The following is a 15,902-nucleotide window of genomic DNA, read 5'->3' as shown; positions in this document are numbered from 1 at the left end:
ATAATTGTTTAAAATTATTTATTTTAGTAATATTCTTAAAATATAGTATAAAAAATTAAGATATTATTCAATTCTTCTTACGTTTATGTTACTATAAATAAAAGGTAATAGAATAAGCAAAAATTATTTGGGGGAACAATAATGAGCAAATATAATATTTTAGTTAATGTACTTGATGAATTAAGAAATGAAGCGCCTAGGGGATATAAAAGATATTATCCTTCAGCTAATGACAAAGACAAATTAGATGCTGTGAGTTTGAAAAACTAACAGATTCGGGAATCCCTAGTATTTATAGGGGTTCCCGAACTTTTTATATAGAAAGTGGTACCCAAATGACACCTATCTTAGCATATTGTAAGGGTTGGGTCTGTACAACCTTCTTTGTACGCTATAAAATGAGAGCACCTATTAATATCTGATGCATATATAGATGCTTAATATTCATAACAATAAAACTCAGTAAAATCTATTCTTCTTAAAGCTTGGCTAAATGGATAAGCTAACCCTGCATTTGAAACATAAAAAAATGAAATAGGTAGATACTAAGAGAGTTTTATATTCAGTTTCTTAAGGAGGATGAAAAAATGGAACAGGGAAAATGGAATTTTAATAACAGCTATACTAAGTTGCCGAAGATTTTCTACACGCATCAATCCCCAACCACTGTGCGTGCCCCAAAGCTTATCATTTTTAATCGTTTATTGGCGTCTTCTTTGGGAGTACCTCTGCAATTGGATGTCTTTGCAGGAAATGAAATTCCAAAAGGTGCCGAACCTTTGGCACAAGCATATGCCGGGCATCAGTTTGGGTATTTTACCATGTTAGGAGACGGACGTGCTATTCTGCTTGGTGAACAAATAACAGATTCAGGGGAACGTTTTGATATTCAACTAAAAGGCTCTGGAAGAACCCCATACTCCAGGGGAGGTGACGGACGAGCCGCTTTAGGCCCCATGCTTCGGGAATATATCATTAGTGAAGCAATGCATGAATTAGGTATTCCCACAACAAGGAGCTTAGCGGTCGTAACAACGGGAGAAACTATAACGCGCGAAGAATATATGCCTGGAGCGGTCTTAACACGTGTTGCAGCAAGCCATATTCGAGTAGGAACCTTTGAATATGCTTCACGTTTTGGAACATCGGAGGATGTTCGCTGCTTAGCCGATTATACTATCAAACGCCATTTTCCAAGCATCGCTACATTAGAAAACAAATATCTGCAACTGTTAAGAGAAGTGATTAAGCGGCAGGCATCGCTAATTTCTAAATGGCAATTGGTTGGATTTATTCACGGTGTAATGAATACAGATAATATGGCCATTAGCGGTGAAACCATTGATTATGGCCCTTGCGCATTTATGGATGTTTATAACCCAACGACTGTATTTAGTTCTATTGATACTCACGGCCGATATTCCTATGAAAATCAACCAAAGATGGCAGTTTGGAATTTAGCTCGTTTTGCAGAAACCTTGCTACCCTTTTTACATGATGATAAGAATAAGGCTGTTAGTATTGCACAAGAAGAGCTTGCAAAATTTGAGAGCTTATATCAAGAACATTGGCTATCTGGAATGCGTGCCAAGTTGGGTCTGTATAATAACGAAGTAGAAGATCTATCTTTGATCAAAGACATTTTGCAACTAATGCAACAACACAAAGCGGATTATACGAAGACATTTCAGTCTTTAACATTTGATAAAAACGATGGTCAGAATTTGTTTACCAGTCCTGATTATCATCATTGGCATGACAGGTGGCAAGCACGTCTTAGCCGACAATCAATTTCAAAGGATGAAAGCAAAGAGCTTATGAAAAGTCATAACCCTGCTATTATTCCAAGAAACCATAGGGTTGAAGAGGCACTGGCTGCTGCTAATGAGGGGGATTTAAGCAAAATGCACAAGCTTCTCGATGCCTTGAAAAATCCTTATAGATATACACCTGAACAAGAAGAGTTTTCAACGTTGCCTGCACCTGAGTTTTGTCATTATAAAACATTTTGCGGGACTTGAGTGGATAATTAGACCAAATGTAAATCACTGGTAATAAACATATACGTAACTTATAAGGTTTTATACTGAAAGTTAGAAGTGTGCTTTTTAAGCAAACACCAACTTTCAGTATAGAACCTGTTTTCTATGCTGGAACCATAAACAAATAGTAACTCCTTAAAATGTTAACGCATATTTATAAAAATTATTGACAAAACTAATTCAAAAGCCCATAATATAGACAACTAGTTGTCTATATTATGGGGAGAAAAAAGTTATGAAGCAATATTACTTACAACAAATTCTATCAACAATATTCTATTTATCTAATAAAGCTCAGTCAGAAGGAGACAAATTAGATGATTTCATTACAGTCAAACAATGGATGGCGCTCTTAACTATCATGCATTTACCAAAAAACAAAGCTAATTACAATCAAATTGCCAGCATGATGGGTTATTCAAAACAAAATGCAAAAAAGCTTGTAGCAGCCCTTGAAAGAAAGGGCTTTGTAACAATCGAGAAAAGTGTTACAGACCAACGTGCAGTACAGATTCAGATCTCAGAGAATCGTAAATCCTTTATACAGGATTACTACAAAAGAGGTAATGCATATCTAAGTGAGATGTATAAAGACCTTGATGAAAGTGAACTGCAGATGTTATGGAATTTACTTAAGAAATTCGCGGCTTTTGGTGATAGCAACTGGGTGGGATATGAAGAAAGAGTTCCTCTTTATTAATGAAAGAAGGTTATATAATGGACAAAGAATGCCTTATAGAAATAAATCCCACAAGGTCATTCATAGACGAAGCGGTTGATATAACAATCAGTGGATTGCAAAGTAATCAAGAAATTGTTATACGAGCTGTGACAAGTGATTATTATTGTATAAATGCAGGAATTTCAGAGCAGGGACAAAACTCACTATGGGAATCTTATGGTATTTTTACAGCAGACCATAATGGTAATATCTCATTAGAGAAGGACTCTCCAGTGGATGGGACGTATCAGGCTTGTGATGGAATGGGGCTTTTCTATTCCATGAGAATGAAACATCTTAATAAAAGTAAGCCATTAAAAACGCTTTCAGACGTCAGTGAAAACAGAAGCTATCATATTTGCTTCACAGTAGAATCACAGGGGAAGGTATTAGCATCTAAAGAATGTATCAGGCGGTTTTGTGATGAAACAATAGAAAGCAGAGCATTAGTTCAGAAAAGCTATGTTGCACGCTATTTCACCTCACGGAAAGTGAAAAAAAGACCAACTGTGATTGTCGTAAGCGGAAGCGAAGGCAGGATAGAAAAGGCACAGGCTATAGCTGAGATTCTGGCACAACGAGGATATTCTGCATTGGCAGTCTGCTATTTTGGAATGAAGGGGATTTCAACAGACTTAAATCAAATACCACTTGAAATTATAGAAAACTCTATACAATGGTTGAAACTACAGGATAGTGTTGATGAAAATCACATTGGAATATATGGACGTTCCAAAGGAGGAGAATATGCTCTGGCAGCAGCCTCTATTTTTGATGAACTATCTTGCGTAATTGCCAACACACCTAGCTGTTATGTTTACGAAGGATTAAAAGGCATGATACCTTCTCGCCACTCGTCCTGGACTTATGGCGGACAGGATCTGCCCTTCCTGAAATTCTCCTGCCCTGTTATGATTAAAATGGTAATCAAAAAAGTCTTAGGCCAAAAGGAGCTTGTCCGTTGGATGTATCAGAAGATAATAACAAGTGCAAGAACAGACAAAGCAAATCTAGAGGTAGAAAAAATAAGTGGACCTATTTTATTCCTTTCTTCTGCGGAAGATTCGATATGGCCCTCCTTTCTTCATTGCGAAACAGCTGTTAAAAGACTACATGAAAAAAAATTTAGATATGATTACAAGCACTGCACTTATGAAAAATCAGGTCATATGCTTACTTTACCCTATCAATCTATCTCCAGCCTAAAAAAATGCAATGGAAACGTGAAAGAGTGGCAAAATGCATGTTTGAATAGTTGGAAGGAAACTACAGATTTTTTGGATATGTGGAGTAAAATTTAATTTAATCTCCTTTATTACTTTCCGAACTGGTGTGAACTGCCTCGTTGTAGAAATAATAGTGATTTTATTTACTCATTTTTTCTCCTCATAACAAATAATTGGGATACCGGATTCTATATATTCGTATATTGCTTTAGCAAGATAATAGGGGGAATTCACACAGCCATGAGATCCATTCCTTTTATAAATCTCTCCCCCAAAAGCATGCCTCCATTTCGCGTCGTGAATTCCGATATTTCCGTAAAAAGGCATCCAGTATTGGACACCGGCTTCATAGCCAGGTCCAGTTAGCGATACACCTTCCTGTTTATAATTTAGCATGTAAGCTCCGGTCACTGTGGCATTACCCCTGTTTGGATTTCCGGTAACCACAGGGCCTTGGGCAATGAGTCTGCCATCTTTGTAGAACCACATATGCTGTCTGGTTATATTTATTTCCACATATGTTTCTCCGATTTCATTACCATTTCTTGATACTGCTCTTTGAACATATGCAGGTTCTTTTATAAGAGTCCGTCCTGAGTTGATATGATCCGCCAGCGCCGATGTTTCAGCTTCCTGATCAATCTTCCAGCCATAGATTCCCCCCTCAATTTCTACCATTGTTCCGAGGGAGGTTTTAAAACTTCTTTTTACGCCTACGGTATCGTATTTCTTCCCCATAGCCTTCACATAGGCCCTGACTTTATCCTTATCCAGCATAATATCCAGATTTTCATCTACTGTAATCCAGTATTGAATCAAATTCCCATCAACCACTTCTCTGTTACTGCCAAAAAGATAGGTGACATGAGTAGATGCGCATTTATTTAAATACCTGAGGGTTTTAAAGGCTTTGGAAGATTTCATGGTATATACGGGATTTACGTAACAGGAGTTTGCTTCCAGGTCAAGTTTTGTTTCTCCTTTTAAAAGGCTGTCTGCTACAGTAGCTTTCAGTTTTTCTTTTTCAACCAAATTTCCGTAAATTTCCTTTACCATTTGATAATGTCCGTCCATAAACTGATACGACACATTTTCAGGTTGTATTTTCGCCTGTGTAAAGCAGTTTAACTGATTGAACGTTACATTCAGCTTGTTCTCATTATAGGAAAATAAATTCTCCGAAAGAAATTTTTGTTTTTTAAATAATGATCCGATCCATCGAAGTGCTTTCTGCTCATGAAGCGCCTCTTTTACATATGTTTTATTCTTGTATTCCAGTCCAGCTTCCAGTCCGGTAATTTCATCCGTTTTACCTTCTCGTTCCATCAGAAGGAGCCTATAATTTTCCGTGTATCTTCTTATACTTTGATCCGCCTGTCGTTCGTTTTTTAAAGATACATCGGCTCCGTTTATTGTGGTGGAAAAAAAGAAATGACTGGTGAAGTAAAAGGAGATGAGTAAATACACTAACAACACAGCTGCAACTATGATTCCCAGGAGTTCTATGGCCTCCCGCTTTTCACAAGCGCTCATATTTTCATAATTCATAACAGCTTACACTCACCTGCACAATGCACTGGGATCATATCATTTTATGTTCAGTAAATTGCAATTAATACTAATCACTTACAAAAGAAGCCGGCTTTCAGTTTTGAGCATCAATATCCGCGTGGCCTTATGTTAATGCCCACAATTACGTTTCCGATACTCCGTAGGTAACTCCCCAAAATACTCCTTAAAAGCCGTAGTAAACTTACTCTGGCTCGTATAACCAACCTGATCCGCAATTTCAGCGATACTATCATCCGTAGTCACCAACAACCTCGCCGCTTCCTCCATACGATGCCCTTTCACATGTGCCGCAATAGAAGTCCCATAAACAGCCTTAAAGACCTGTTTCAAAGTAGTAGGATTCATCAAATATTCCTTGGAAAGATACTCGATTGTAAATCGCTGATTCATATTATGAACCATTTGCTCATGAATTTTCCTGATAATATCAATCTGCTCCGATTGATACTCTGATATCTGCTCCTTCTCCTTAATCTCAAGCTTACTCAAAAATAGCAGTAATTCCACGGTCTTTATTTTCCAGTAAACCGTTTTTAACTCCGACACTTCCTCAAAAAAAGGCCGAAAGATGCATTCCGTTTCCTCATTCCCGGAAAGTGACAAACTATATCCTCTATCACAAAACTTCCCATACAGAAATTCCCCTGTAATACCAGTACCGGACAAAAGTTCTGACGGGTTTTGATCCAATCGTTTTAAATCCACCAATATAGTCAGCCCCTCATAAGAACCATTGGGCAGAGTAATATTACAAGCAGCACAAGTCTTCATCGTATGAAGGGAAAAATCCCCAGGACCAAGATAAACATTGTTCCCATTCCCTATACTCCAACCAATCCGGCCAGACTTACAATAATTAATCTCCATAATAGTATCAAGTGCTTCATGATGATAGGGCAGAGTTTCTCCTTTTACATCAAAAAATAACAATTCTATCCCAGGATACAACACATGCTTTTCCATAGAATCCAACTCCTTACTTAGGACAGATGATTTCCATTACCTTTTCTATCATCTCATGCAATAATTTACTCTGTGCAGTCTCCGCAGCCCGATAGTAAACCTCTTTGCCCACCCTGCGGCTCACAATCAGCCCGCTGTTTTTCAGAGGCCTTAAATGATGGGATATGGCAGGGCTTGACATTTCCATCATAGCAGCAATGTTAATGACGCATTCCTCACAATGACATAATAACCAGAAGATACGGATCCGAGTGGTATCCCCTAGCTGCTTAAATACGTCTGAGACCGTCTGATATTGATCCACTTCTGATAATTGTACCTTTAATTGATCTAGCTTTTTCTCTTCCCCGTGATTATGTGGAAGTTCTATATGATTCATAAAACATCACTCCTTTTATTCCATTTAGAAATGCTTTTCGCCCTTCTGGTAGGGTATGGGTCGATAGCATTGACTTATAATTTTTATTGAATTATACTACACGCATAAAGATTAAACAAGTACTTAATCGTACAATCCGTCAGCAGAAAGGAATCAACATTATGAAAAAGATATATAAAATCGAAGTAGACTGTGCAAACTGTGCAAACCTTATGGAGGATGCAGCAAGAAAGACTTCAGGCGTTGAAGCAGCAACTGTAAACTTCATGACTCAGAAGATGATTGTTGAATTCAAAGATGGCCAGGAGCCAAAAGCTGTGATGCAGGATGTTTTGAAGGCCTGCAAGAAGGTAGAACCTGATTGTGAAATAGAATTATAATCAGCATACCGTTACACATGCGCCCCGGAAGCCTGAAGGCGGAAGGGGTGTGACCTTTCATTCAAACATATGAACGAATAAGCATATAATAAATCATCATAAAGGGAGGGACGTATCATGAATAAAAAGCAGAAGAAAATGCTGGCTAGAATCATTATTTCAGCAGTGATGCTTATTGTATTGCATTTTATTCCGGTAACAGGAATCGCAGAGTTCGTATTATACTTTGCCACTTATCTGATTATTGGATACGATATATTGAAAAAAGCAGGAAAAGGCATTTTAAACAGACAGATATTTGATGAAAACTTCTTGATGTCTGTGGCAACCTTAGGAGCATTTATCCTAGCAATCTATGAACAGAGCGGTGACTATGTAGAAGGCATAGCCGTTATGCTGTTCTACCAGATTGGAGAGCTGTTCCAGAGCTACGCGGTTGGAAAGAGCAGAAAGAATATTAGTGCTCTCATGGATATCAGGCCAGATTATGCAAATCTGGAACGAGACGGGAAACTTCAAAAGGTTGACCCTGATGAAGTCGAAATCGGAAGCATTATCGTGGTGCAGCCAGGCGAGAAGGTGCCACTTGATGGTATTATAAAGGAAGGCACATCAACCTTAAATACCAGTGCATTGACAGGAGAAAGCATGCCAAGAGATGCAAGAGAAGGCGATGAAATCATAAGTGGCTGTATCAATATGACTGGCGTATTAAAGGTCCAGACTACAAAAGAGTTTGGGGAATCTACCGTTTCCAAGATTCTGGAGCTTGTGGAGAATTCCAGCTCACGGAAATCCAAATCAGAAGATTTCATTTCAAAATTTGCCAAGATTTATACCCCGGCTGTTTGTTACAGTGCATTAGCGCTGGCGATTCTGCCTCCCCTTGTTCAGATGATATTTTTAAATGTACCAGCTCAGTGGGATGTTTGGGTTTACCGGGCTCTGACATTTCTTGTAATCAGCTGTCCATGTGCACTTGTAATCAGTATTCCCCTTAGCTTCTTTGCCGGAATCGGTGGAGCAAGCAAGGAAGGTGTTTTAATCAAAGGTTCCAATTACCTTGAAACATTATCTCGTGCAAAATACGTGGTATTTGACAAAACAGGTACATTGACACAAGGTGTATTTGAAGTAAGTGGTGTGCATCACAATGAGATTGAAAATGAAAAATTGTTGGAATACGCAGCTCTGGCTGAATGTGCCTCCTCCCACCCCATTAGTAAAAGCTTACAGAAAGCATATGGAAAAGAAATCGACCGTAATCGTGTAACAGATATTGAAGAGATCAGCGGCCATGGAATTGTTGCTAAGGTTGATGGGGAAACAGTTGCAGCAGGAAATAGTAAACTGATGAAGAAATTAAACATTCCATATCAGGATTGCCATTCCGTAGGTACCATTATTCACATGGCAATCAATGGAACCTATGCAGGTCACATTGTTATCTCTGATATTATAAAGCTTCATTCCAAAGAGGCAGTCAGGGAACTGAAACATGCTGGAGTTGAAAAGACTGTTATGTTGACAGGCGATGCAAAGTCAGTAGCAGACCAGGTAGCAGCTTCCCTTGGAATTGACGAAGTTTACAGCGACCTTCTTCCGGCAGACAAAGTAACAAAAGTAGAAGAATTGCTAAATCTAAAACAGGATAGCGAAAAACTTGCTTTCGTTGGAGATGGAATCAACGATGCACCGGTACTGACTCGTGCAGATATTGGTATCGCCATGGGAGCCATGGGATCGGATGCAGCAATTGAAGCGGCAGACGTAGTTTTAATGGATGATGATCCGATGAAGATAGCAAAAGCAATTAAAATATCCCGCAAATGTATTCGTATCGTATACCAGAATATTACACTTGCTTTGGTAATCAAATTTGCCTGCCTTGGCCTTGGAGCAATCGGTATCGCAAATATGTGGTTTGCAATCTTTGCAGACGTAGGAGTTATGATTATTGCAGTCTTAAATGCGATTCGTGCACTTCGTGTTCACAACTTATAAACAATGATTATGGGGGCAGATGTAAATCTGCTCCCATATTTTCTAAAGATAGATGATAGAAATTTTCAAAACGGATTAAGTTATACTATGAAATTAGTTTTATTAAGGTCTATAATAGACTTGGCGATAACATTGCTCATTTTGAGCTTGATTGCATAGATCTATTAAATCTGATGAGGCGTTAATAATACAGTCCTTATAATCTATGAATTCTTTGGTATCCAAATGGTCTGAAGGTATGAGTATTAAGCATAGCTTAAAATTAATAGGAAACTTAATAATACAACCATTATAAAGAGGCCCATAATCAATTAAGTTACTTGATTTAGAATCGATATGGTAAAAGGCAACTGGATTATCACTTGTACAAAAGGTTTTGGATGTATCACTAATTCTAAATACAATCCAAGTCATTTTTAGCAATGTTTCCATGTTTGATAGTACAAACTCATTAGAATTTAAAGTCTTTAGTAAATATGATTTGTTAATAATGTTATTTGCTTCAGCTTTTGTCTTGCCTAATTTTATCAGGTTCGCTTGGGTTGAAATTATATGTGATGGCAGATTTTGATTGCATATATCCGACGCAATTTTTAGCCAAGTATCCCATGACTTATAACTACGCGCTAATTGGGCATTAATTATATATGATAACTTCACTCTTAAATCAGAATCTAAAACTTTATTAAAATTATCAGTAGTTTTGCTTAGCATATCAAGTTTATCAAATGTAGGAGATATTAAATTTTCTACTGTTCGATTATAGAAGATTTCCCAATAAATTATATTTTCTAATAAGGTATCATGATAAAAGTCTCTTTTTTTTGAAACATTTTGAGTAGAGGTTATAAAATTTTTGTTTGTATATTTATCATACACACCTATCTTAAAGTTGAAATCTGTAAAATATTTTAGGTATGTCTTTGGCACAGTATGATTTCCTCTTGGTTTAGACATATTAATGGCTCCTTACTAATTATTACATATTAATAATAACAAATATCATGTTTTATATTGTAGGCATGTTTCAAGGCACTATACAAAAATAGATAAAAATAAAGATATGATTGCTTTAATATCTACTCTTTAATATAATACAAGACTTAGTATCTTACTTATGTTTTCGTTGTGATGTAAGTTAAAAGAAATATATTTGAATAGCAACAGAAACCTAGCTGGTCATAATATCATGACCTCCAGGTTTCTGTTTTTTTACCATTCCATCAATATAAGTAACGCCAAAACAAAGATTCTAATAAAAAGACAATCTGTAAAAGTGCACAAAAAAACACCAAAAATCTGTATAATGTTACAAAATTTTACTAACGAACATATAATGACAAAACGAACATATAAAAACATTGATAACTATCATAAACCATGATAATATGACCTTAAGAAATAAAATGAACATAAAAAACAGACATTAAGATCAAAGGAGAAGAAGGTATGAGCAAAGTAAGCGAAACAACCAGAGAATCTTGGATCATGAGCACATTTCCAGAATGGGGAACCTGGTTAAATGAGGAGATTGAGAGGGAAGAAGTAAAGCCCGGCACTGTGGCAATGTGGTGGCTGGGGTGTACCGGAATCTGGTTAAAGACTCCCGGGGGCGGTAACCTGACCATTGATTTATGGTGTGGAAACGGAAAGCGCACCCATGGAGACGGAAAGATGGCAGTAGGTCATCAGATGGCAAACATGTGCGGAGCCAGAAACATGCAGCCCAACTTGCGGGCAGTCCCATTTGTCATTGACCCATTTGCAATCCGTCAGGTAGATGCGGTGCTGGCAACCCATTATCACCAGGACCACATGAGCGCAGAATATGCGGCTCACGTAATCCAGAGCGGGATGACAACAACAGATGAATACGGAAAGGAGGTTCCAGTCCCATTTATCGGACCCCTAAAATCAGTGGAAACCTGGATTAAATGGGGAGTTCCAAAAGAGCAATGTAGGATTGTTCGTCCCGGAGATACCATTAAGATCAAAGATATGGAAATCGTTGTACTTGATTCCTTTGACAGAACATGTCTCGTAACCACAGATTCCACTGGCCCGGACAGAGAAGAACTGACAGGGGGATGCCCGGTGGATATGGATGATAAGGCAGTTAACTTCCTGATTAAAACACCAGGAGGAAATATCTATCACAGCGGAGATTCCCATTATTCCATTTATTTTGCAAAGCACGGCAAGGACCATAAGGTAGATGTAGCGTTCGGCTCCTACGGAGAAAATCCCGTTGGAATGGCAGATAAGATGACCTCCTGCGATATCCTTCGCATGGCAGAGGCATTACGGTGCGATGTGGTCATTCCCATTCATTACGATGTCTGGACGAATTTCATGGCAGATGTGAATGAGATCCGGGTTCTCTACGATATGAAAAAGGATCGTCTTGATTATCAGTTCCACCCATTTTTCTGGGAAGTGGGGGGGAAATACGTTTATCCTGTGGATCGGGAGAAAAAAGCATATCACCACCCAAGAGGATTTGAAGATTGCTTTGAAGCTCCGCAGAATATACCGTTTCGTTCCTGTCTGTAGAGCGTTTGGGGAGGAGTCAGATGTTAAAAGAATTTGTAAAACAGGGACATTATAAATTTGCCAGAGAGGCCGCTGACTGGGAAGAAGCGGTTCGTATGAGCTGTGAAACATTAGAGAGGGATGGAACCGTAGAGTCAAATTACAAGGAAGATATTATCAGCTGTATTAAGAAATACGGTCCATATATCATTATCATGCCAAATGTTGCAATGCCTCATTCCCAGGAATGTGCCAGGGGAGTGCACAAAACTGCGATTGGATTTATGAAGCTGGATAAAGCAGTAAGCTTTGCACCAGGGGAAGAGGATAAGGAAGCAAAACTGTTTTTTACCCTTGCTTCCTGCAATCCAGAGCAGCATCTGGAAAATATGACAAAGCTGTCGGAGCTTTTAATGAATGAAGGGGCGGTGAAAGCGCTTATGCAGGCGCAGACACCGGAAGATTTACTGAGGATTCAGGAAGATTATCTGGATTAATCATGGGAGGGGTTCTTATGGAGGTATTATTAAAGATTTGGTCGTTTTTTGCAGTCAATGTATTACAGCAGCCGGCATTTATGATTGGATTGATCGTTATGATCGGATACATTCTGCTGGGTAAACCATGGTACGATGTTCTTGCCGGAGTATTAAAAGCAATTGTGGGTTACTTAATTTTGACCGTTGGTTCCGGCGGTCTGGTAAGTAATTTCCGGCCTGTGCTGGTGGGATTGAAAGACCGTTTTAACATGAATGCCATGGTAATTGATCCTTACTTTGGCCAGAATGCAGTAACTGCAGGAGTGGAAGAGGTTTTTGGAAAAACCTTCGGCAATGCCATGATTCTTCTTCTCATTGCATTTATAGTAAATATCCTGCTGGTAAGATTTCGTAAAATCACAAAAATGAGAGCCTTATTCACCACCGGACACGTACAGGTGCAGCAGGCTGCAACTGCTTACTGGCTGATTCTCTTTGCCTGTCCGTTCCTGTTACATAACAATGTGGCACTTTTAATTGTAATGGCCTTGATCCTCGGAGCCTACTGGGCCGTTGGTTCGAATCTGACCATTAAGCCCTGTCAGGAGCTGACCGATGGAGCAGGCTTTTGTCTGGCTCATCAGCAGATGTTCGGGATTGCCTTTAACACCTGGCTGGCAGAGAAACTGTTTGGTAAGAGAAAAGATGGTAAGGATATCAAAAAGATTGATGATATCGAGCTGCCAGGTTTCATGTCCATATTTAATGAAAACATGGTTTGTACCTCCATTCTTATGGTGATGTTCTTCGGTACCATCCTCTGTGTACTTGGCAGGGATTATCTGGTGGAGCAGAAGTTCATGAAAGAAGGAGCCAGTATGTTCTTTTATGTCATTCAAACCTGTTTATATTTCTCCGTTTATCTGGCTATTTTACAGCTTGGTGTCAGGACCTTCGTCACAGAGCTGACCGCCTCCTTCCAGGGAATTGCAGATAAGCTGCTTCCAGGTTCACTCCCAGGAGTTGACTGTGCTGTTGTATTCGGTTTTGGTTCTGCCAATGCAGTTCCTCTTGGCTTTCTTGCAGGATTTGTGGGACAGATGCTTGCAATCCTCACTCTTATTGTATTAAAGAGTCCAGTCCTTGTTATATGCGGTTTTGTGCCCGTATTTTTTGATAATGCTACCATAGCTGTATTTGCCAATGAAAAAGGAGGAATTAAAGCGGCTCTTCTTCTTCCATTCTTTTCCGGCATCTGTCAGGTTTTTGGTTCAGCCTTAATCGCAGGCTGGGTAGGAATGGCTGCTTACGGCGGATATCTTGGCATGTGGGATTGGGCTGTGGTATGGCCTGTTATGACAGGAGTCATGAAGTTCTTAAGCTATGCAGGTGTTGCCATTGTATTTGCCGCTTTGATCGTGATTCCTCAGATTCAGTACCGCAAGGATAAAAAGGGCTATTTCCTCATTACAGAGAATTACGAAGCCTATAAAGAACTTAAAGGAATGAAACAGGAGTAAGGAGAAGGATTATGGTAAAACAAAATATGAGTTTTATGGTTTGCTGCGCCAACGGAGCTGGTTCCAGCCTGATGATGAAAATGACAATGCAGAAGGTTCTTGATAAGGTTGGATTAAAGCCTTCCAAGGTCCATCACTGTGCCCTTTCCGAAGGAAAGACAGCTGCGGCCCAGTACGATGTGGTATTTTGTGCCCAGAATTTTGTAAGTATGTTTAAGGGTGCACAGGACAAAGGAACCCTGGTGATTGGACTTCGGAACATTATGTCCCCTCAGGAAATGGAAGATAAGATGAGGGAAAACGGAATTCTTTAATTACAATCAAAACGAACATAAAACAAGTGACACAAGCTCCTTGAAAGGATATAATGTGTATGATGAACCTATCTTTGTGAATTGAGAGGGAAGAATATGAAAAAGGATCGAGCTTGTGTAGATAATAGAAGGAACCGCATCCTGGCATTGATGGAAAAGAATCCCAGGGTGCGGGTAGATGAACTGGCGGATATATTAGAAGTATCTCTGATAACCATACGAAGAGATTTACAGTATTTAGAAGACAGAAAGCTTCTTGTCCGCACCCACGGAGGGGCTGTTGCGTCCCAAAACCCTATGGATGAGATTTCTCTTTACCGGAAACTGATTGCTGAGTTTGCAGCAGGATTTGTTACAGACAATGACACCCTGTTTATCAATACCAGCAGCAATGCTTTAAAAATACTGGAGCATATCTCTTGTTCCAATGTTACGGTCATAACCAATAATGGAAAAGCCATTCACTGTGATCACTCTCAGGAAGTGAATGTGGTGCTGACAGGCGGTGAACTGCGCTATCCAAAAGAAGCTATGGTAGGAGATTTTGCTCTTAGGAATCTGCAGACGATTTATGCGAAAAAGGCATTTATCGGATGCTCTGGTATCAGCGCTGAAAATGGGATGACGACCGAACTGTTTAATGAAGTGAGCATCAATGAAATGATGGTCAGTCATGCAACCCAGGAAGTATACGTCCTGGCAGATCATACGAAGATTGGGAAGAACAGCAGCTTTGTCAGCTGCCCCATCGACAAGATAAAGTATTTGATTACCGATGAAAAAGCATCCACAGAAGCCCTTGACCTCATACGGGAAAAAGGCGTAACTGTGTACGTGGTCTCACGGAAGGATAAATAAACCAATCATTGTGGAACAATGCCCGGGCTTCCATTTTGATTGCATCTGTATGGAGGCAAATTTATGGAAAAGGCATACACCCTTGGATTATATGAGAAATCCATGCCCTCTTGGCTTGGATGGAAAGAAAAACTGGAAGCGGCAAAAGCAGCCGGGTATGATTTCGTAGAAATCAGCATCGATGAAACAGAGGAAAAGCTGAGCCGCTTATCCATGTCCCAGGCCGAGCGGCTGGAACTCATCAGTATGATGAAAATCGTAGGACTTCCCATACGTACCATGTGTCTTAGCGGACATCGGAAATATCCCCTTGGAAGCCATGACCCTGAGATACGGGAAAAAGGAATGGATATTATGAATAAAGCCATCCAGCTTTCAGATGACCTGGGAGTGAGGATCATTCAGCTGGCAGGCTACGATGTTTATTACGAGGATTCCAGTGAGGATACCAGAGAATATTTTCTGGATAATCTAAAAAAGGCCACTGAAATCGCAGCAAAGGCCGGAGTTTTACTGGGATTTGAAACCATGGAAACGGAATTTATGAATACAGTGGAAAAGTCCATGGAATATGTAAAATTAGTATCTTCTATGTATCTAAACGTCTATCCGGATATCGGAAACATCACAAATGCAGCAAAAACATATGGAATCGATGCCCTTGATGATTTAAAAGCAGGAAAGGGGCATCTGGTCGCCATGCACTTAAAAGAAACGGTACCTGGAAAATTCCGGGAGATTCCTTTTGGTATGGGGCATGTGGATTTTGAACGTGCCATAGAGACAGCATGGGAACTGGGCATTCGAAAATTCGTCACGGAATTCTGGTTCACCGGAAATGAGGAATGGATGAAAGACCTTTATGATGCCAACCGGCGAATGACAGAAATACTGAATAAGCAGTGTTAAGGG

At 39.4% G+C, this 15,902-nt stretch carries 16 protein-coding genes; 12 read left to right on the top strand and 4 right to left on the bottom strand.

The genetic code is table 11. The features are described 5' to 3' along the window. Positions 1–141: 141 nt before the first annotated feature. The 4 genes from OW255_RS15110 (at position 142) to OW255_RS15095 (ending at position 4,064) form a co-directional block, all read left to right on the top strand. Positions 142–270, top strand: coding sequence for a hypothetical protein (locus tag OW255_RS15110; protein ID WP_268114534.1), 129 nt, complete (start codon positions 142–144; stop codon positions 268–270). A gap of 317 nt (positions 271–587) precedes the next feature. After that, complete coding sequence (locus OW255_RS15105; protein WP_268114533.1) at positions 588–2,021, top strand: protein adenylyltransferase SelO; 1,434 nt, start codon at positions 588–590, stop codon at positions 2,019–2,021. A gap of 256 nt (positions 2,022–2,277) precedes the next feature. Beyond that, entirely contained in the window at positions 2,278–2,742 is a 465-nt protein-coding gene (locus tag OW255_RS15100) for a MarR family winged helix-turn-helix transcriptional regulator (RefSeq protein WP_268114532.1), read from the top strand. A gap of 17 nt (positions 2,743–2,759) precedes the next feature. Continuing rightward, positions 2,760–4,064, top strand: coding sequence for an acyl-CoA thioesterase/bile acid-CoA:amino acid N-acyltransferase family protein (locus OW255_RS15095; protein ID WP_268114531.1), 1,305 nt, complete (start codon positions 2,760–2,762; stop codon positions 4,062–4,064). Positions 4,065–4,136: 72 nt separating this feature from the next. On the opposite strand, the gene OW255_RS15090 is transcribed toward OW255_RS15095, so the two are convergent. From OW255_RS15090 to OW255_RS15080, 3 genes are all read right to left on the bottom strand, one after another. Continuing rightward, positions 4,137–5,537, bottom strand: coding sequence for a L,D-transpeptidase family protein (locus OW255_RS15090; protein ID WP_268114530.1), 1,401 nt, complete (start codon positions 5,535–5,537; stop codon positions 4,137–4,139). A gap of 132 nt (positions 5,538–5,669) precedes the next feature. Beyond that, positions 5,670–6,524, bottom strand: a complete 855-nt coding sequence (locus tag OW255_RS15085; protein ID WP_268114529.1) for a helix-turn-helix domain-containing protein — start codon at positions 6,522–6,524, stop codon at positions 5,670–5,672. Positions 6,525–6,537: 13 nt separating this feature from the next. Further along, positions 6,538–6,903 carry an ArsR/SmtB family transcription factor gene (locus OW255_RS15080; protein WP_268114528.1) on the bottom strand — a complete coding sequence of 122 codons (366 nt, stop codon included), beginning with the start codon at positions 6,901–6,903 and terminating at the stop codon, positions 6,538–6,540. Between the two features lie 161 nt (positions 6,904–7,064). Here OW255_RS15080 and OW255_RS15075 point away from each other — a divergent pair, with 161 nt between their 5' ends. Further along, on the top strand, positions 7,065–7,283 hold the full coding sequence (locus OW255_RS15075; RefSeq protein WP_268114527.1) for a cation transporter: 219 nt from the start codon (positions 7,065–7,067) through the stop codon (positions 7,281–7,283). A gap of 117 nt (positions 7,284–7,400) precedes the next feature. Continuing rightward, positions 7,401–9,287, top strand: coding sequence for a heavy metal translocating P-type ATPase (locus OW255_RS15070; RefSeq protein WP_268114526.1), 1,887 nt, complete (start codon positions 7,401–7,403; stop codon positions 9,285–9,287). A 102-nt stretch (positions 9,288–9,389) separates the two neighbouring features. Here the strand turns inward: OW255_RS15070 and OW255_RS15065 are convergent, their stop codons facing one another. Next, the gene (locus tag OW255_RS15065; protein WP_268114525.1) at positions 9,390–10,244 is read right to left on the bottom strand and encodes a DUF4238 domain-containing protein; all 855 of its coding nucleotides are present in this window, start codon (positions 10,242–10,244) and stop codon (positions 9,390–9,392) included. Positions 10,245–10,736: 492 nt separating this feature from the next. Here OW255_RS15065 and ulaG point away from each other — a divergent pair, with 492 nt between their 5' ends. From ulaG to OW255_RS15035, 6 genes are all read left to right on the top strand, one after another. After that, positions 10,737–11,840, top strand: coding sequence for an L-ascorbate 6-phosphate lactonase (ulaG, locus tag OW255_RS15060; protein WP_268114524.1), 1,104 nt, complete (start codon positions 10,737–10,739; stop codon positions 11,838–11,840). Positions 11,841–11,860: 20 nt separating this feature from the next. Further along, the gene (locus OW255_RS15055; protein WP_268114523.1) at positions 11,861–12,316 is read left to right on the top strand and encodes a PTS sugar transporter subunit IIA; all 456 of its coding nucleotides are present in this window, start codon (positions 11,861–11,863) and stop codon (positions 12,314–12,316) included. Positions 12,317–12,333: 17 nt separating this feature from the next. After that, a complete protein-coding gene (locus OW255_RS15050) occupies positions 12,334–13,818 on the top strand; it encodes a PTS ascorbate transporter subunit IIC (RefSeq protein WP_268114522.1) in 1,485 nt (494 codons plus the stop codon). 11 nt (positions 13,819–13,829) lie between these two features. After that, the gene (locus OW255_RS15045; protein ID WP_268114521.1) at positions 13,830–14,132 is read left to right on the top strand and encodes a PTS sugar transporter subunit IIB; all 303 of its coding nucleotides are present in this window, start codon (positions 13,830–13,832) and stop codon (positions 14,130–14,132) included. A gap of 96 nt (positions 14,133–14,228) precedes the next feature. Then, positions 14,229–14,990, top strand: a complete 762-nt coding sequence (locus OW255_RS15040; protein WP_268114520.1) for a DeoR/GlpR family DNA-binding transcription regulator — start codon at positions 14,229–14,231, stop codon at positions 14,988–14,990. A 63-nt stretch (positions 14,991–15,053) separates the two neighbouring features. Beyond that, positions 15,054–15,899, top strand: coding sequence for an L-ribulose-5-phosphate 3-epimerase (locus tag OW255_RS15035; RefSeq protein WP_268114519.1), 846 nt, complete (start codon positions 15,054–15,056; stop codon positions 15,897–15,899). Positions 15,900–15,902: the final 3 nt, after the last annotated feature.

Source organism: Lacrimispora xylanolytica, assembly GCF_026723765.1.
GTDB classification, from domain to species: domain Bacteria; phylum Bacillota; class Clostridia; order Lachnospirales; family Lachnospiraceae; genus Lacrimispora; species Lacrimispora xylanolytica.
Note: the sequence above shows the minus strand (reverse complement) of the source record. Positions and strands in the feature narration are given on the sequence as shown.